The 16,873-nt window shown below is 62.3% G+C and carries 15 protein-coding genes; 11 read left to right on the top strand and 4 right to left on the bottom strand.

Annotation, left to right across the window (positions count from 1 at the left end; translation table 11 throughout):
• Positions 1–65 precede the first annotated feature (65 nt).
• From VVT58_RS04980 to mazG, 11 genes are all read left to right on the top strand, one after another.
• Positions 66–1,103: a lytic murein transglycosylase gene (locus VVT58_RS04980; RefSeq protein WP_327754687.1), complete on the top strand. Its 1,038-nt coding sequence runs from the start codon at positions 66–68 to the stop codon at positions 1,101–1,103.
• An 80-nt stretch (positions 1,104–1,183) separates the two neighbouring features.
• On the top strand, positions 1,184–2,347 hold the full coding sequence (locus VVT58_RS04975) for a D-alanyl-D-alanine carboxypeptidase family protein (protein WP_066557644.1): 1,164 nt from the start codon (positions 1,184–1,186) through the stop codon (positions 2,345–2,347).
• Positions 2,344–2,985 (top strand): dTMP kinase, encoded by a 642-nt coding sequence (tmk, locus tag VVT58_RS04970; RefSeq protein WP_327754688.1) that lies wholly within the window; start codon positions 2,344–2,346, stop codon positions 2,983–2,985. The genes VVT58_RS04975 and tmk overlap by 4 nt, the downstream gene beginning before the upstream one ends.
• A complete protein-coding gene (locus VVT58_RS04965; protein ID WP_327754689.1) occupies positions 2,982–3,944 on the top strand; it encodes an AAA family ATPase in 963 nt (320 codons plus the stop codon). Before tmk ends, VVT58_RS04965 begins: the two co-directional genes overlap by 4 nt.
• Before the next feature lie 43 nt (positions 3,945–3,987).
• Positions 3,988–5,550 (top strand): methionine--tRNA ligase, encoded by a 1,563-nt coding sequence (gene metG / locus VVT58_RS04960; protein WP_327754690.1) that lies wholly within the window; start codon positions 3,988–3,990, stop codon positions 5,548–5,550.
• Positions 5,551–5,554: 4 nt separating this feature from the next.
• Positions 5,555–6,343 carry a TatD family hydrolase gene (locus tag VVT58_RS04955; RefSeq protein WP_327754692.1) on the top strand — a complete coding sequence of 263 codons (789 nt, stop codon included), beginning with the start codon at positions 5,555–5,557 and terminating at the stop codon, positions 6,341–6,343.
• Complete coding sequence (locus tag VVT58_RS04950) at positions 6,340–7,119, top strand: MBL fold metallo-hydrolase (protein ID WP_327754693.1); 780 nt, start codon at positions 6,340–6,342, stop codon at positions 7,117–7,119. The genes VVT58_RS04955 and VVT58_RS04950 overlap by 4 nt, the downstream gene beginning before the upstream one ends.
• Before the next feature lie 16 nt (positions 7,120–7,135).
• The gene (locus VVT58_RS04945) at positions 7,136–7,771 is read left to right on the top strand and encodes a TIGR02281 family clan AA aspartic protease (protein WP_087574239.1); all 636 of its coding nucleotides are present in this window, start codon (positions 7,136–7,138) and stop codon (positions 7,769–7,771) included.
• Complete coding sequence (locus VVT58_RS04940; RefSeq protein WP_327754694.1) at positions 7,768–9,063, top strand: MFS transporter; 1,296 nt, start codon at positions 7,768–7,770, stop codon at positions 9,061–9,063. The genes VVT58_RS04945 and VVT58_RS04940 overlap by 4 nt, the downstream gene beginning before the upstream one ends.
• A 133-nt stretch (positions 9,064–9,196) precedes the next feature.
• Positions 9,197–10,198 carry an IS30 family transposase gene (locus VVT58_RS04935; RefSeq protein ID WP_061934287.1) on the top strand — a complete coding sequence of 334 codons (1,002 nt, stop codon included), beginning with the start codon at positions 9,197–9,199 and terminating at the stop codon, positions 10,196–10,198.
• 158 nt (positions 10,199–10,356) lie between these two features.
• Positions 10,357–11,145 (top strand): nucleoside triphosphate pyrophosphohydrolase, encoded by a 789-nt coding sequence (gene mazG / locus VVT58_RS04930; RefSeq protein WP_327754806.1) that lies wholly within the window; start codon positions 10,357–10,359, stop codon positions 11,143–11,145.
• A gap of 12 nt (positions 11,146–11,157) precedes the next feature.
• On the opposite strand, the gene hflX is transcribed toward mazG, so the two are convergent.
• The 4 genes from hflX to VVT58_RS04910 all read right to left on the bottom strand — a co-directional run bounded on the left by hflX (position 11,158) and on the right by VVT58_RS04910 (position 16,797).
• On the bottom strand, positions 11,158–12,489 hold the full coding sequence (gene hflX, locus VVT58_RS04925; RefSeq protein ID WP_327754805.1) for a GTPase HflX: 1,332 nt from the start codon (positions 12,487–12,489) through the stop codon (positions 11,158–11,160).
• 65 nt (positions 12,490–12,554) lie between these two features.
• On the bottom strand, positions 12,555–13,049 hold the full coding sequence (hfq, locus tag VVT58_RS04920) for an RNA chaperone Hfq (protein ID WP_327754804.1): 495 nt from the start codon (positions 13,047–13,049) through the stop codon (positions 12,555–12,557).
• A gap of 132 nt (positions 13,050–13,181) precedes the next feature.
• Positions 13,182–14,555: a sigma-54 dependent transcriptional regulator gene (locus tag VVT58_RS04915; protein ID WP_066557676.1), complete on the bottom strand. Its 1,374-nt coding sequence runs from the start codon at positions 14,553–14,555 to the stop codon at positions 13,182–13,184.
• Positions 14,545–16,797, bottom strand: coding sequence for an ATP-binding protein (locus VVT58_RS04910; protein ID WP_327754803.1), 2,253 nt, complete (start codon positions 16,795–16,797; stop codon positions 14,545–14,547). The genes VVT58_RS04915 and VVT58_RS04910 overlap by 11 nt, the downstream gene beginning before the upstream one ends.
• Between the last annotated feature and the right edge of the window lie 76 nt (positions 16,798–16,873).

Here is a 16,873-nt window from a genome sequence, read left to right as displayed (position 1 = left end):
GCGCCAATAAGGGGATTCACGCCACGGCATCCCTGTGCAACAAAAGGGGATAAGGAGATTCTTCAATGCGTTCGTCGATCATGTCGCTGTTGCTGGGACTGGCTGCCGTCATGGCGGGCAGCCTGACGGCCGACAGCGTCATGGCGCAGGAGGATGTCGCCTTTCGCGCCTATCTCGAATCCCTTCGTCCCAAGGCTCGCGCTCTGGGCATCCGGGACGCGACCCTGGACAGCGTGTTTCCGGGCCTGACGCCCAATCCGCGCGTGGTTCAACTCGATCAAACCCAGCCCGGCGGCAGCGTTTATGCGCCGATCCCCAATTTCGAACCCTATCGCCAGCAACATGTCGATGCGGCGCGCATCAGCCGGGGCCGCACTGCCTATCTCGCCAATCGCGCCCGGCTGGCCAGGATCGAGGCGGAAACCGGCGTGCCGGAGGAGGTCATGGTCGCCATTTACGGCCATGAAACCAATTACGGTTCCTACACCGGCGATTTCGACCTGATCCGTTCCCTCGCGACCCTCTCTTACGAAGGGCGCCGACGGACGCTGTTCGAGCCGGAATTGCTCGCGACGCTCAAGATGCTGGACAATGGCGTCCCGCGCAGCCGACTGGTGGGCAGTTGGGCAGGGGCGACGGGCTATCCCCAATTCCTGCCCAGCGTCTATCTGCGGCTGGGCAAGGATGGCGACGGCGACGGTCGGGTCGACATCTGGAATAGCGAAGCCGACGCGCTCGCATCCATCGCCAATTATTTCGTCCATGCCGGATGGCGGCGGGGTCAGCCCTGGGGCGTCGCCGTGTCCGTGCCCGTCAGCCTCGATCGCGCAAGCATCGCCGCGCGCACCAATCCGGCCCGTTGCGAGCGCGTGTTCAACCGGCACAGCCGCTGGCTCAACATGGCCGAATGGCGGCGCATGGGGGTTGTGCCGACTGGCGGAAGCTGGCCCGCCGACGGGGTGATGGCGACGCTGCTGGAACCCGATGGTCCGGGCAAGACCGCTTATCTGCTCACCAGCAATTACCGGGCGATCCTCGATTATAATTGCTCGAACTTCTACGCCCTGTCGGTCGGCCTGTTGGCCGATGCGGTGAAGCAATAGAGCGCTTTGAGATCGGCCCTCTCATGGCTAATGAAAGCGCAAGGCACTCGAAGAATCCACCAGTCCGAAGGCAGTCCCGCATGAAAAAGTCTATCGCCGCCCTCCTTTTCGTCGGGTTGCTGTCCCAGCCGCTGACCGCCGCCGCGCCGCCCTATACCGGCGAAGCGCCGATCGCCTATCTGAAGGACCTATCATCGGGCGCGGTTCTCTATGACAAGGGCGGCGAGACGCGAATGCCGCCCGCTTCCATGGCGAAGATGATGACGGTCCACGTCGCCTTCCGTCTGATCCAGAAGGGCGACCTGAAGCTCGACCAGAAATTCACGGTCCGCCCGGAAACCTGGCAGCAATGGCACGGCCCCCAGGCCGGTTCGACCATGTTCCTTTCCCCCGGCGAGCAGGTGTCGGTGGAAAATCTGCTGCATGGCATCGTCACCCTCTCGGGCAATGACGCCTGCGTCGTGCTGGCGGAGGGCATTGCCGGAACCGAGCAGGCCTTCGTCGCGCTGATGAATCAGGAGGCGAAGCGCCTAGGCCTCAAGAACAGCAATTTCGGCACCAGCAACGGCTGGCCGGACGAAGGCGTGACCTATGTGACCGCCGCCGACCTCGCGAGCCTGGCCGAAGCGACGATCGAGGAAACGCCCGGGCTCTACAAGAAATTCTACGCCACGCGCGCCTTCACCTGGGGCAAGACGATGGGCGGCGCGGATATCGAGCAGGGCAACCGCAATCCCATTCTTGGCAAGGTGGCGGGCGCCGATGGGTTGAAGACCGGCCATACCGAGGAAGCGGGCTATGGCTTCACCGGATCAGCCGAACAGGAAGGCCGCCGTCTGGTGATGGTCGTTGCCGGCCTTACCAGCGCCAATCAGCGCATTGCCGAATCCGTGCGCTTCATGGATTGGGGCTTCCGCGCATGGAAGGCGCAACCGCTGTTCAAGAAAGGACAGACGGTGGAAACCGCCGAAGTCCAGCTCGGCAGCGCCACCAAGGTCGCGCTTGTCGCGCCGCAGGACATGGCCGTGACCCTGCCCCGTGCGGCGTCGTCCAACATCTCGGTCAAGGTTGCCTATACCGGCCCGATCAAGGCGCCCATCGCCAAGGGACAGAAGATCGCCCAGTTGATCATCTCCACGCCCGATACCCCGCCGCAGATCCTGCCGCTGGTCGCGGGCGAGGAAGTCTCCGAAGCGGGCATATTCGGCCGTCTGTGGAACGGGCTGAAGTCGTTCTTCGGGTGACAGCCACTCGAACGACCAGGGGCCGCTTCATCTCGCTGGAAGGCGGGGAGGGGGCCGGCAAGTCGACCCAGCTCCGGGCGCTTGCCGCGGCACTGCGCGCCCGCGGGCTGGAAGTGGTCGAAACCCGCGAACCCGGCGGCAGCGAAGGTGCGGAAGCCATTCGCGCATTGCTGCTGACCGGCGGTGCCGATCGCTGGAGTCCCCGCGCCGAAGCGCTGCTGTTCGCCGCTGCCCGTGCGGACCATGTCGAAAAGTCGATCCGGCCTGCGCTGGATCGCGGCGCATGGGTGTTGTCCGACCGCTTTCTCGACAGCAGCCGCGCCTATCAGGGCATGGGCGAACTGACCGATGCGGACATATTGACGCTCCACCGGATCGGCAGCGAGGGCTTCCTGCCCGATCGCACCCTCTTCCTCACCTTGCCCGAGGCGGAAGCGATGGCGCGCGCCCGGTCGCGGGACGGAGATGCCTCCGACCGGATCGGTGGGCGCGATCGCCGTTTTCATCAGGCCGTTGCCAGTGCTTTTACGCGCTTTGCCGAGCAGGAGCCGATGCGCTTCCTCACTGTCGATGCGTCGGGTGATAGCGAAGGGGTGACGAAGCGCTTGCTGCATGCGCTGCGGGATTTGCTGCCATGACGTCACTTCTCGGCCATGACGAACAGGCGCACACATTGCTGAGCGCGGCGCGGAGCGGGCGTCTTCACCATGGCTGGATTCTGGCTGGCCCGCGCGGCATCGGCAAGGCGAGCTTCGCTCGCGCCATGGCGCTGCGCCTGTTGGCGGAGGCCGCCGGTCCGCCGGTTTCGGCCGAAGGGCTGGACGTGCCGCAGGATCATCCGATCCGCCGCCTGATCGAGGCCGATTCCCATCCCGACTATGCCGAGCTTTACTGCCTGGAAAAGGAGAGCGGCACGGCGCGCAACATTACGGTCGATCAGGTCCGTGGCCTTCAGCGCCTGATCCAGTCGGCTCCGTCCATGTCCTCGCGCCGCATCGTGGTGATCGACAGCGCGGACGATCTGGAGCGCGGCGCCGCCAACGCCCTGCTCAAAAATCTCGAAGAGCCGCCGGCCGACATGCTGTTCCTGCTGGTCAGTCACGCTCCCGGCCGCCTGCTTCCGACTATTCGTTCCCGCTGCCGCACACTGCGTTTCGATACGCTGGGCGAAGACGCTATGCGCACCATCCTGCGCGCAGCGGACGAAAGCCTGTCGCCGGATGAGTTGAGCGCCCTGATCCATGCGGGGGAAGGCTCTCCCGGCAAGGCATTGCGCTATGCGGGCTTGAACATCGCGGATATCGAACAGTCGCTCGCAGCCATCGCAATTGACGGCGACCCCGGCAACCGCCAGCGCCTGATCCTCGCCAAGACGCTGGCGTCGAAGGCGGCGCGGCCTCGTTATGAAGCCTTCCTCGAACGCGCTCCCGCTTTCATAGCGGCTGCTGCGCGTCAGCGGCGGGGGAGCGATCTGGGCAAGGCGCTTGACCATTGGGAAGCCGCCCGCCAGCTTGCCAGCGGCGCCATCATCCTGTCGCTGGAACCGGGCGCGGTGGTGTTCGAACTGGCCGGGCATGTCGCGGCGCTCGCGCACTGAAAAGCGGCTTTGCGCAAGGGCTAACTATCGCTAGGGAAGGCCCATGTCGAAGCCCTACACCATCACCACCGCCATCAGCTATCCCAATGGCCGCCCGCATATCGGCCATGCCTATGAGGTGATCGCCACCGACGCGATCGCCCGTTTCCAGCGGATGATGGGCCGCGATGTCTTCTTCCAGACCGGCACGGACGAACATGGGCTGAAAATGGCCCAGACAGCCCGCAACCGGAATATGGAGCCGCGCGAGTTGGCGGACGAAATGGCAAGCTATTTCAAGGCTATGAATGATGGCCTGAATATCAGCTATGATCGCTTCATCCGCACCAGCGAGCCGGATCATCACAGCGCCAGCCAGGCCATCTGGCAGGCGATGGAGGCCAATGGCGATCTCTATCTCGGCCGCTATGAAGGCTGGTATTCGGTCCGCGACGAAGCCTTTTACGACGAGAAGGAACTGACTGAGGGAGAGGGCGGGCAGAAGCTTTCGCCCCAGGGCACGCCGGTCGAATGGACGGTAGAGGAAAGCTGGTTCTTCCGCCTGTCCGCCTATCAACAGAAGCTGCTGGACCTATACGCCAGCCAGCCGGATTTCATCCAGCCGGACAGCCGACGCAATGAGATCATGCGCTTTGTCGAGGGCGGCCTTTCCGACCTCAGCGTCTCGCGCACCAGCTTCGACTGGGGTGTGAAGGTGCCCGGCAGCGACGGCCATGTGATGTATGTGTGGGTCGATGCGCTCACCAATTATCTGACCGGCTGCGGCTATCCGGACGACGCCGGACGCATGGCCCGCTATTGGTCGGAAGGTGGCGATATCACGCACATCATCGGCAAGGATATCGTGCGTTTTCATACGGTTTACTGGCCAGCCTTCCTGATGAGTGCGAAGCTGCCCTTACCGAAACAGGTCTTCGGCCACGGCTTCCTCCTCAACCGGGGTGAGAAGATGTCCAAGTCTCTCGGCAATGTGGCCGATCCGATGGAACTGGCCGAGCGTTTCGGCGTGGACCAGCTTCGCTATTTCCTGCTGTCCGAAGTCACTTTCGGCAATGACGGCAGCTACAGCGCGGAGGCGATCGTCGCCCGGTCCAACAGCGACCTTGCCAACAGCTTCGGCAATCTCGCCCAGCGGACGTTGAGCTTCATCGCCAAGAATCTCGAAGGCCGCCTGCCCGAACCGGCTGCGCAGGATGTCGACAGCGACCTCCTCAAGACCATCGCTGAGGCCGCGCAGACCTTCCAGGCCGCCATGGCCGATCTAGCGCCGTCTGTTGCCATCGAAGCATGGATGCGGGCGGTCTTCGCCTGCAACGCTTATATCGACGCGCAGGCGCCCTGGACGCTCCGCAAAACCGACCCCGCCCGGATGGAGGCAGTGCTCGCCACTTTGTACGAAGCCATCGTCCATCTCGCCATCATAATCCAGCCGGTCATCCCGGCCAGCGCGTCGGCTCTGCTCGATCAGATGGGCGTGGCCGGGGAAGGGCGGAGCTATGCCGCCATTGGCAGCGACTGGTATGCGCAGCTTCGCGCTGCGGGTTTCATCCTCGGCGCGCCCAAGCCGCTTTTCCCGCGCCTCGAACTGCCCGCCGAAGAGGCATGAGATCATGCTGATCGACAGTCACTGCCATTTAAATTACAAAGGGTTGATCGAGGATCAGCAGAATGTGCTTGAACGGGCGCGCGGCGCCGGCGTCGGCCTGATGCTCAACATCGCCACGCGTGAAAGCGAGTGGGACGATGTGCTGGGCACGGCGCTGCGCGAACCCGATGTTTGGGCGACCGTCGGCATCCACCCACATGAAGCGGACGAACATCCGCATGTCGACACGGCCAAGCTGGTCGAACGCGCCACCCACCCGCGTATCGTGGGCATAGGCGAGACCGGCCTCGATTATTATTACGACCATAGCGATCGCGAACGGCAACAGCGTAGCTTCCGCTCCCATATCGCGGCGTCCCGCGAAACGGGTTTGCCGCTGATCGTCCACACCCGCGATGCGGAGGAGGATACGCTCGCCATCATGCGCGATGAAATGGGGAAGGGGGTTTATGGCGGCGTCATCCACTGCTTCACCGCCAGCGGCGCTTTTGCCGATGCTACGATGGAACTGGGTTTCTATATCAGCATTTCCGGTATCGTGACCTTCAAGAACGCCAGGGATTTGCAGGAAACGGCTGCGCGACTGCCGATCGACAGGCTGCTTATCGAAACTGACTCTCCGTTTCTCGCGCCAGTCCCCCATCGTGGCAAATCCTGCGAGCCCGCCTTTGTGGCTGATACCGCCCGCTTTCTCGCCAACCTGCGGGGAGAGAGCGTCGAACAACTGGCCGAAGCGACGTCCGCGAATTTCCGCAAGCTTTTCAGCAAGGTCGGAGCCACATCCGCGGCATGAGCCTCAAGCTCACCATCTTGGGCAGCGGCACCTCCTCGGGCGTTCCCCGGATCGGCAATGACTGGGGCGCCTGCGATCCCGATGAACCGAAGAACCGGCGTACCCGCGCCTCGATACTGATCGAAAGTCCGACGACGCGGCTTCTGATCGACACCTCGCCCGATATGCGCGCGCAATTGCTGGCGGCGGATGTGGTTCATATCGATGCCATCCTGTGGACGCATGACCATGCCGACCACAGCCACGGCCTGGACGATGTCCGCCAGCTCTATCATCATCGCGGTACTCCCGTGCCGGGCTACGCCCGACCGCAGACGCTCAGATTGCTCCGGGAACGCTTCGGCTATGCCTTCGAAGGGCGCCACGGCTATCATCCCACGATCGAGGCCCATGCGCTGCCCGACGGCCTGCGCATCGGGGACATCAGCATCGCCTGCACCGATCAGCCCCATGGCGAAATCTTCTCCACCGGGTTTCGCTTTACACATAATGGCCATTCCATTGGCTATGCGACTGATTTTCATGACATAACGGTCGATATGCTGGCTCTTTATGATGGGCTGGACATCTGGGTGGTCGATGCCTTGCGGGAAAAGCCGCATCCGACCCATGCACATCTGGCGCTTACAATGGATGCCGTGCAGGCCGTGCGGCCCCGACGTGCCATATTGATCCATATGGACCAGAGCATGGACTATGCCACCTTGCGCCGGACACTCCCGGAAGGGGTGGAACCGGGCTATGACGGTCTGGTAGCCGAACTGGGCGAGACGTAGAAGGCGGGGTGGAAGCATGGATGGCGATCAGGCAATGTCCAGTCTCTGGTATGTGCTGGCGCTTGTCCTGGTCGGATCGGCCCTCTTGGCCCGACGCGTGCCGTCGGGCGGTCTCATGCGCATGGCGATACTTTGGATCGTCATCTTTGCCGCGCTGCTCGGCCTGTTCAAGACCGGTGAGAAATTCGGCCTGTTTTCCGGCCGCATGAGCGGGGAAGGGGGCGAGTCCTCATCATTGTCGAGCAGTGACGCGCCCGCACCATTGCCCCCTGCGCGAGCGGAGGGGCAGGCGTTGCGCATTCCCATCGCGGCCGATGGGCATTATTGGGTGGAGGGCATGGTCAACGGCACGCCGACCCGTTTCCTGATCGATAGCGGCGCAAGCGTCACGGCCTTGTCCGTAACCTCGGCTCGGGCATCCGGGCTCAATTTCGACCTCAACGCTCCCGGCGTCAGCATGATGACAGCGAACGGCAAGATCGACGCCAAACGCTCCACCATAGCGACCCTGGCCATCGGTCCGATCCGTGCCAGCGATATCGACATCGTCATTTCTCCTGCCTTCGGGGATGTCAATGTGATCGGCATGAACATGCTTTCGCGCCTGAAAAGCTGGGCAGTACAGGACGGTGAAATGGTGCTGACCCCATGACGTCACCGCTTGCGGCGCCCGATCAGCGAGATCGCCTGAAGGCCATTATCGGCGGGTCCACCGGCAATCTGGTCGAATGGTATGACTGGTACGCCTATTCAGCCTTCACCCTCTATTTCGCACAGCATTTCTTCCCCAACGAAGATCGCACGGCCCAATTGCTAAGCGCTGCGGGAATCTTTGCGGTCGGCTTTCTGATGCGACCGATCGGCGCCTGGTTGATGGGAGTCTATGCCGATCGTCATGGCCGCAAAAGCGGTCTGACCCTCTCGGTCGCGTTGATGTGCGCGGGGTCGCTGCTGATTGCCGTCACGCCATCCTATGCGACAATCGGTGTGGGTGCGCCTTTGCTGCTGGTCCTTGCCCGGCTGATGCAGGGGCTGTCCATCGGCGGAGAATATGGCGCCAGCGCAACCTATTTGTCCGAAATGGCCGGACGTAGCCGGCGCGGGTTTTATTCCAGTTTCCAATATGTCACGCTGATCGCGGGGCAGTTGGTCGCCATCTGCGTTCTGCTGCTGCTCCAGGCCATGCTGAGCGAAGCTGAATTGGACGCCTGGGGATGGCGCATTCCGTTTCTGATCGGCGGAGCGTTGGCCATTGTCGTCTTCTGGCTGCGGCGCGGCCTTTCCGAAACCCAAAGCTTTGCCGTCGCCAAAGCTGAAGGCGCGCCCAAATCCGGCTTCGTCGAGCTGATTACTCGGCATCCTCGCGAAACGCTGACGGTGATGATGCTGACGGCGGGCGGGACAATCGCTTTCTATGCCTATTCCATCTACATGCAGAAATTCCTGGTCAACACCAGCGGTCTCAGTCGAGAAATAGCGTCTCAGATCAATGGGATAACGCTTTTTCTTTTCATGCTGATTCAACCGCTTGCGGGCGCGCTCTCTGATCGCATCGGCCGCAAGCCTTTGATGATCGGCTTCGGCATATTGGGCGTGATCGGCACTTATCCGATCTTCGCGACGCTGGCCGTCACCAAGAACCCGTTTATTGCGGGCCTGCTCGTGATGGTCGGTTTGATCATCGTCACCGGCTACACCTCGATCAACGCGGTCGTGAAGGCGGAGCTGTTTCCGGCGCATATCCGGGCATTGGGGGTCGCGCTGCCATATGCGCTGGCCAACACCTTGTTCGGCGGCACGGCGGAATTCGTCGCGCTGTGGTTCAAGCAGATCGGGATGGAGCAGGCATTCTATGTCTACATCACGGTGATGATCGGCATCTCCTTGGTCGTCTATATTCGAATGCGGGATACCCAGCGGCACAGCCAGATATTGGAGGATTGAACCTGGGCGGATTGTTGTTGATTTAACATAATCCTTATTATCGAACTATCAGACGCCTGGCGGTGGATTCTATTTCGAAGTGCGAAATCCTAGGTTTTATAAGGGTTTGATCCCTTTTCCAGGAAGGCACGCAATGAACGGCTATCAGCATCTGGGTTTGGACGAGCGGCGCGACATTTATCGATTGGCAGCAACCGGACGGTCAGCACAGCAAATTGCTGACGCGCTGTGTCGGCATCCTTCGACGATTTATCGAGAGCTCAAGCGCAACCGCCATCTGGATGAGAATCCGCTGTTTCGCGGCTATTTTCCGACTGTCGCACAGACCATGGCGCGCGGGCGTCGAGTTCGTGGCGGGAAGATCGCTCGCCAACCGGAACTCGCCGCTTATATCGCTGATCGCTTGTCGGCCGCCTGGTCGCCAGAACAGATTGCGGGTTACCTGCGGCGTCATCGGGGCAACCGGGAGGCGGTGTGCCACGAGACCATTTACCAATATGTCTATGGACCTGATGGACGCCACCAGAAGCTGTGGCGCCATCTTCCCGTTGCCCGCCGTTCTCGACGGCAGCGCTACGCTCGTAAGCCACGCGGTCTCCATATTCCTGTGGCCAATACGATCGGCGCACGTCCGCAGGAAATTGCGGATCGCAGCAGCTTCGGACATTGGGAAGGCGATCTCCTGATCTTCCGGAGAGAATATGGCAAAGCCAACCTCACCTCGCTGGTCGAACGCTGCAGCCGCTTCACCTTCCTCGCGCGTAATCCGAGCCGACATTCTGCCGGTGTCATGGCCGGGATCGATCGGCATTTGCGCGGCATCCCCCCTTCCCTCCGGCGTAGCATCACCTTTGATCGCGGCACGGAATTTGCGGCTTTTGCGACACTGCGAAACAGGCTCGGCGTCACCAGTTATTTCTGCTTACCGTCCGCGCCCTGGCAGAAAGGCGGCGTGGAAAATTGCAATGGCCGAATACGGCGCTTCCTGCCCTCCAACACCGACATTGCGCTCCTGTCGGACAAAGAGATCCAGGCCGTCGCCGATCGCCTCAACAGCACACCCCGCAAGTGCCTGGGCTATCGCACCCCGCACGAGGTCCTGGGAGAACAGATCGCCCTCCTCAAGGCCGGATAAATTTTGCCATCCGGGGTGGGGCTCGCCCCACCCCGGATGAAATGCTACGCATCACCTCGGGTGTCGCGCTTCAAATGGAAACCGCCGGCGGGTAAGGCTGGCCTTCACCCCCTCGACGCCCTATCTCTCCTCATCACAACATCAATTCAGGATCCTGCATGTCCTCCACCAGCAAGGCGAGTCCAGCCGACATCATGCCGCTTGCCAATGTCATGGCTCGGCTCCGCGATCCCGAAACCGGGTGCCCTTGGGACATCGAACAGAATTTCGCGAGCATCGCTCCCTACACGATCGAGGAAGCCTATGAGGTTGCCGATGCCATAGAGCGCGACGATATGGCGGCCCTGCGCGACGAGCTGGGCGATCTGCTGCTGCAGGTCGCCTTTCACAGCCGCATGGCCGAACAGAGCGGCCATTTCGCGCTGCAGGATGTGATCGACGGCATCACGGAAAAGATGATCCGCCGCCACCCGCATGTCTTCGGTGACGGCACCGCCCGCGAAGACGGCCATGCCCAATGGGAAGCGATCAAAGCAGCCGAACGTGCCGACAAGGAGCCTGATCCCAGCGCGCTTGCCGGAGTGGCTGTCGCCTTGCCGGCTCTGCTCCGCGCCGAGAAGCTCCAGAAACGCGCCGCTCGCACGGGTTTCGACTGGCCCGACATCGACGGAGTCATCGAGAAGATCGAGGAAGAACTGGACGAAGTGCAGGCGGCAACCTCTCATATGGATCAGGAGGAGGAAGTGGGCGACCTCCTGTTTGCCGCGGTCAACCTTGCCCGCCATTTGAAGGTCGACCCCGAGGTCGCCCTACGCGTCGCCAACGCCAAGTTCGACAAGCGCTTCCGCGTCATGGAAAAGCTGGCAGGAGATGATTTTCCTGGTCTTACCCTCGACCAGAAAGAAGCTCTATGGCAGCAGGCGAAGCGGTTGTTGAAGCAGCCCTGATCCCGCCGCCGCTCAATTTCCCCGGCGTTTGACGAACCGCGCCAGTGCCGAGTCCGACAGCCTGACGTCGACCAGCATATCATCGCCCTGGGCCCGGCTGCCGATGACTTCGCCATGCTCGTGCAACCAGGCCATCGCCGCGCCATCCGCCAGCGGTACACGCAACTGATGAATCTGCGCGCCTGACGTCAGCCGCGCGCTGATCGTCCGCTGGAGACTATCGACCCCCTCGCCGGTCAACGCCGACAGGATCACGACGTCATCGCGCCTCGCCGCCGCCTCACGCGCCAGCGCCACCGCATCATCATCCAGCAAGTCCAGCTTGTTCCAGGCTTCGATGATCGGCGGCGGCTCATTGCCGTCGCCCGCTTCGAGCGCGCCCTCCCCCGCCACGCCCAGTTCGCTCAGCACGTCGATGACGTCATCGCGCTGCGCATCGCTGTCGGGATGGGCTATGTCGCGAACATGGACGATCAGATCGGCCGACAGCACCTCTTCCAGCGTTGCGCGGAATGCGGCGATCAATTGCGTCGGCAGGTCCGAAACGAAGCCCACCGTGTCCGACAGAATGGCCTTGTCCAGCCCCGGCAAGGCAATCTGCCGCATGGTCGGATCGAGCGTCGCGAACAGCAGATTCTCTGCCATGACGTCAGCGCCGGTCATCCGGTTGAACAGCGTGGACTTACCCGCATTGGTATAGCCGACCAGCGCGATCACCGGCCAGGGCGCCCGTTGCCGCCTGGCTCGATGCAGCCCGCGCGTCTTCGTCACCTGATCCAGTTCGCGGCGGATTTTCGCCATTCGGTCGCGGATCATCCGGCGGTCGGCCTCGATCTGCGTTTCACCGGGACCGCCCAGGAAACCAAAGCCGCCGCGCTGCCGCTCAAGGTGAGTCCAGCTACGCACCAGCCGCCCCGCCTGATAGTCGAGATGTGCCAGTTCGACCTGAAGCCGCCCTTCGTTGGTCGCCGCCCGCTCACCGAAAATTTCGAGGATCAGGCCGGTCCGGTCGATGACCTTGGTTTCGGTCGCCTTTTCCAGATTGCTCTGCTGCACGGGACTCAGCGCATTGTCGACGATGACCAGTTCAGCCTCTTCGGCTCTCGCCAGCGTCGCGATCTGATCCACCTGCCCACTGCCAAACAAGGTTGCAGGCTTGCGGTCGCGCACGCGAAAGGCCTGCGCCGCCCGCACGTCGATGCCGATGGCGAGGGCAAGCCCCCTCGCCTCCTCCAGCCGCGCATCGCTGTCGCGACGCTCCGGACCATGAACATCGGCGCGCACGACAATGGCACGCGCGCCACGCGACACTTCGTCAGCGGAATCTCGGTTGAAAACGGCCATGGAGGCTTAACGCTTCCGGCCCCGGCCGGCTTCATCGGAAACCGGGCGAAGCCAAGAAAAAGCGATCAATCTTCGCCCTCACCTTCGCCGGTGAGGTCGATCGCGTGCAATGGCTGCACCGTCGAGATCGCATGTTTGTAGACGAGCTGCACCATGCCGTCCCGCTCCAGCAACATGCAGAACAGGTCGAAGGCCGCGATTTCGCCCTGCAACATGACGCCGTTCACCAGGAACATGGTGACGGGGCTGCCGGACTTGCGCACCGCGCTCAGGAAGATTTCCTGGAGCAGCTTCGACTTGCCATTGCCGTCGCTGGCCTTGCGCAATTCGCTCAGATCCATGGGTTGCGCCGGCATGACGGTCGAAATCGCATGCTTGTACACCAGTTGCGACTGGCCATCCCGCCGCAGCAGCACGGAGAAATTGTCGAACCAAGTGATGATGCCCTGCAACTTCACGCCCTTGACCAGGAACATGGTCACCGGGGTCTTGCTCTTGCGCAGGCTGTTCAGGAAGATGTCTTGAAGGTTGTTCACTTTGTCGGCCATGGTCTTCACCATTCCTTTATTGGCGGGACGTTACCCGCTCTCGCACCCCTGGGCAGAGTGTCTTGCCTGCTCCCGCCTGTCGGAAGCAGGGCAAACCTACCGCAATTGCGAAGAGCCGTCCATGCCCTGATTGGGTGAAAGCGATCAACCGTCCTTGCCGTCCGTAATACCCAGCAGTTTCAACTTCCTGTGGAGTGCCGAGCGTTCCATGCCGATGAAGGTGGCGGTGCGGGAAATATTGCCGGAAAAGCGCCGAATCTGGATGCGCAGATATTCGCGCTCGAAGCTTTCCCGCGCCTCACGCAGCGGCGCACCCATGATCGCGGACTGCCCCATGCCTTCCGAATTGCCGTTGCTGGTGAGTTCGGCGGGCAGCATGTCCAGCTCGATCCGTCCGATCCGCTCGCCGGGCGCCAGGATCATCGTGCGTTCGATCACGTTGCGGAGCTGGCGAACATTGCCCGGCCATTCATTGGCCTGCAGCGCGGCCATGGCGTCGCTGGCGATTTCAGGCGGCGGAACCCGGCGCTCCGCGGCGAAGCGCGCCAGATAATGTTCGACCAGCGGCGGAATATCGTCGCGTCGTTCGGCCAGCGGCGGAATCACGAGCGGCACGACATTCAATCGATAGAACAGATCCTCGCGGAAACGGCGTTCTTCGATCTCACTCGCCAGATTGAGGGCGGTCGAGGAAATGACGCGCACATCCACCTTCACCTGCCGCTGCCCGCTGACGCGGGTAAAGCTCTGATCGGTCAGCACGCGCAGGATTTTCGCCTGGGTGGTGAGCGGCATGTCGGCAATTTCATCGAGATAGAGCGTGCCGCCATGCGCCTGCTCCAGATAGCCGGGACGCACCAGTCCGCTCGGGTCCTCGACGCCGAACAGTTCCTCTTCCACCCGATCCGGGTCCATCCGCGCGGCGGCGACGATGATGAAGGGGGCATCGGCCCGCCCGCTCCAGCTATGGAGCATGCGCGCCGCGACTTCCTTGCCCACACCGGCGGGGCCGGAGATCAGCACGCGGCTGCCTGTGCCCGCAACCTTCTTGATGGTTGCCCGCACGGAATTGATCGCCGCCGAAGTGCCGGTCAGCTCATCATCCTGCCCGAAACGAGCGCGCAACACCTGGTTCTCGCGCCGCAGCCGTTCGGTTTCGGTCGCCCGCGATACCAGATGCAGCAGCCGGTCCGCCTCGAACGGCTTTTCGATGAAGTCCGCGGCCCCCTTGCGAATGGCGGCGACGGCGGTGTCGATATTGCCATGGCCCGAGATCATCAGCACCGGAATGCTCGCATCCCGGCGCTTGATCTCGTCCAGCAATTCCAGGCCATCGAGCTTCGAACCCTGAAGCCACACGTCCAGCAGCACCAGCGAAGGCCGCCGCGCATCCAGCGCCTCGATCGCGCTGTCGCTGTTGGCGGCGGTGCGGGTGGCGAAACCCTCATCCTCCAGCACACCCGCCACCAGATCGCGAATGTCCTCTTCGTCATCGACTATCAGAATATCAAGCGCCATTGGCTGTCACTTTTCCTTTGGGCAAGGCGATCACCTGCCCCTCTTCCAGTTTTTCAAGCGCCACGACCGGGAAGCGCAGCGTCACGCGCGCCCCACCGCCTTCGGCATCTTCGAAGCGGATTTCGCCCATATGTTCCTCGACAATCTTCTTGACGATGGCGAGGCCCAGGCCAGTGCCCTTGCTCCGTGTAGTCATATAGGGTTCCAAAATGCGCTCCCGCTCAGGGGGTAAGCCGATGCCATTATCCTGCACCGCGATCAGCAGATTCCCCTCGTCATGCTCCACCGACATGCGCACATGGCCGCGCCACTGGCCGTCATCGGCGGCCGGCTTGGGCTCGATCGCCTCCACCGCATTCTTGACGATGTTGGTGAGCGCCTGTCCCAATTGCCGCCGATCGCAGACCAATTCCACGTCGGCGTCGACGGAACGATATTCGAAACGGATATCCGGATGCGCGACTTCGTGCAGGAACAGCGCGTGCCGGGCGATATCGTCCACCCGCTCCCGCCGGAACACCGGCTTGGGCATGCGCGCGAAGGAGGAGAATTCATCCACGATCCGCCGCAAATCGCCCACTTGCCGGACGATGGTGCCGGTCAGGCGGGTGAAGGTGGCCTTGTCGCTCGTTACTTCCTCGGCATAGCGGCGCTGCAACCGCTCGGCGGCGAGCTGGATCGGGGTCAGCGGATTCTTGATTTCATGCGCGATCCGCCGCGCCACGTCGGACCAGGCTGCCCGCCGCTGGTCCGAAAGTTGCTGGGTGATATCGTCGAACGTCAGGATGTGGCGGGAGGCGTCCTCCGACACCTTGACGGCCAGCGTGCGCACATCGCCATGCGCGCGGATCTGCACGATCCCCGCATCTTCCTCCGATGCGATCAACCCCGCCAGTTCCTGCGACACATCGGTCAGCGGACGCCCCACCGGATCATCGCCTTCCCGCACCAATATGTCCGCCGCCGAACTGTTGAGCAGCAGGATGATCCCGTCCCTATCCACTGAGAGCACACCGGCCGATACGCCCGACAGAATCGCCTCGATAAAGGCGCGGCGTTCATCGAGCTGGCTGTTCGCCGCCACCAGAGCGCCCGTCTGCGCCTCCAGCCGCTGGGTCATCCGGTTGAAGGCGGACGCCAGCGTGCCGATCTCGTCCCGGCTCTGCGGGCTGGTCACACGCGCCGACAGATCGCCGGCCGTGATCCGCCGCGCCGCCATCACCAGTTCGTTGACCGGCCGCACCATCCAGTCAGCGACCTTCAGCGCGATATAGACCGCCACGCCCACCAGCAGCAGCGATCCCACGAACAGCATGATGTTGAAGCGCAACTGCAAGGCACGGGATTGCGCAGCAAAAATGTCGTAATCCGACAACACCTTTTGCGCCCGCTCAACATTGCTGAACGCCGTCGAACCGGAATCGCGCGTGGCGTAGAGATAGATTTTCGCATTCGGATAGAGCAGCGTCACCGCCTCGATCTGGTTGGGCTTGGCGGCGACCACGACATCCTCTCCCGCCTCCAGCCGCTTCACCACATCGGGGGTGAGCATTTCGGAAACCGGGCGGCTTTCCGGATCGACCGTTGCCGCCGTGCGCGCCACGCCGTCCTTGCCGATCTCGATAATTGCGGACCGGTTCAACTTCCGCGTCACGACCTGGTAGATATAGCCCTCTGCAAAGCGAGGGCTGGAAACCTTCGACTGGCTCAGATAATCGCGCAGATCGCTGGCCATAGTGACGGTTTCGTCGCGCACGTCGCGCAAATTCTGTTCATAATAGCCGCGTGCCAGATCGCTCGCATTTTGCAGCATGCCGCGCGCGCTGTCGGAAAACCAGAACTGGACGCCATATTGGAACAGCAGCGACGCGAAGATCACCACCAACAGCATCGGCACGCTGGCAACGATGGAGAAGATCGCCACCAGCCGGACGTGCAACTGTCCGTCGCTGCCGATGGCAGACTGCGCCGCGCGCCGCTTCGCCACGCGTCGTCCGAGCAGCACCAGCAAAGCAATGGCGGGCACCAGATTGGCGACCAGCAGCAACGCCACGATCGGCGGCGTCAACAGCGTATAGGACTGTCCCTGCCCCGCCAGCAGGAAATAGGTGATGCCGGCCATCCCGAGAAACAGGATGAGCGTCACCGCCTCCACCACCACGGCCAGACGACGGCGCAGGAAGGGGGGGAAATGCCTTTTCCATGGCCGGCCCCGCACGGGGAGAGTCACTGCGCCTTCCATAGTGGCTTGGTTACAACATTAATGTGCCCAATCAAACACAGTAATTGATCGTGGTGCAGCCTCCGGTCGAAAAGGG

The sequence above is a fragment of the Sphingobium sp. SJ10-10 genome, from assembly GCF_036038995.2.
Lineage (GTDB): Bacteria > Pseudomonadota > Alphaproteobacteria > Sphingomonadales > Sphingomonadaceae > Sphingobium.
The sequence above is the reverse complement of the archived record's forward strand: the minus strand, read 5'-3'. Positions and strand labels throughout refer to the sequence as shown.

Coding starts and splice junctions, on each gene's coding strand:
- VVT58_RS04980 (WP_327754687.1), top strand. CDS start 66: ATGCGTTCGTCGATCATGTCGCTGTTGCTGGGACTGGCTGCCGTCATG.
- VVT58_RS04975 (WP_066557644.1), top strand. CDS start 1,184: ATGAAAAAGTCTATCGCCGCCCTCCTTTTCGTCGGGTTGCTGTCCCAG.
- VVT58_RS04965 (WP_327754689.1), top strand. CDS start 2,982: ATGACGTCACTTCTCGGCCATGACGAACAGGCGCACACATTGCTGAGC.
- metG (WP_327754690.1), top strand. CDS start 3,988: ATGTCGAAGCCCTACACCATCACCACCGCCATCAGCTATCCCAATGGC.
- VVT58_RS04955 (WP_327754692.1), top strand. CDS start 5,555: ATGCTGATCGACAGTCACTGCCATTTAAATTACAAAGGGTTGATCGAG.
- VVT58_RS04950 (WP_327754693.1), top strand. CDS start 6,340: ATGAGCCTCAAGCTCACCATCTTGGGCAGCGGCACCTCCTCGGGCGTT.
- VVT58_RS04945 (WP_087574239.1), top strand. CDS start 7,136: ATGGATGGCGATCAGGCAATGTCCAGTCTCTGGTATGTGCTGGCGCTT.
- VVT58_RS04940 (WP_327754694.1), top strand. CDS start 7,768: ATGACGTCACCGCTTGCGGCGCCCGATCAGCGAGATCGCCTGAAGGCC.
- VVT58_RS04935 (WP_061934287.1), top strand. CDS start 9,197: ATGAACGGCTATCAGCATCTGGGTTTGGACGAGCGGCGCGACATTTAT.
- mazG (WP_327754806.1), top strand. CDS start 10,357: ATGTCCTCCACCAGCAAGGCGAGTCCAGCCGACATCATGCCGCTTGCC.
- hflX (WP_327754805.1), bottom strand. CDS start 12,489: ATGGCCGTTTTCAACCGAGATTCCGCTGACGAAGTGTCGCGTGGCGCG.
- hfq (WP_327754804.1), bottom strand. CDS start 13,049: ATGGTGAAGACCATGGCCGACAAAGTGAACAACCTTCAAGACATCTTC.
- VVT58_RS04915 (WP_066557676.1), bottom strand. CDS start 14,555: ATGGCGCTTGATATTCTGATAGTCGATGACGAAGAGGACATTCGCGAT.
- VVT58_RS04910 (WP_327754803.1), bottom strand. CDS start 16,797: ATGGAAGGCGCAGTGACTCTCCCCGTGCGGGGCCGGCCATGGAAAAGG.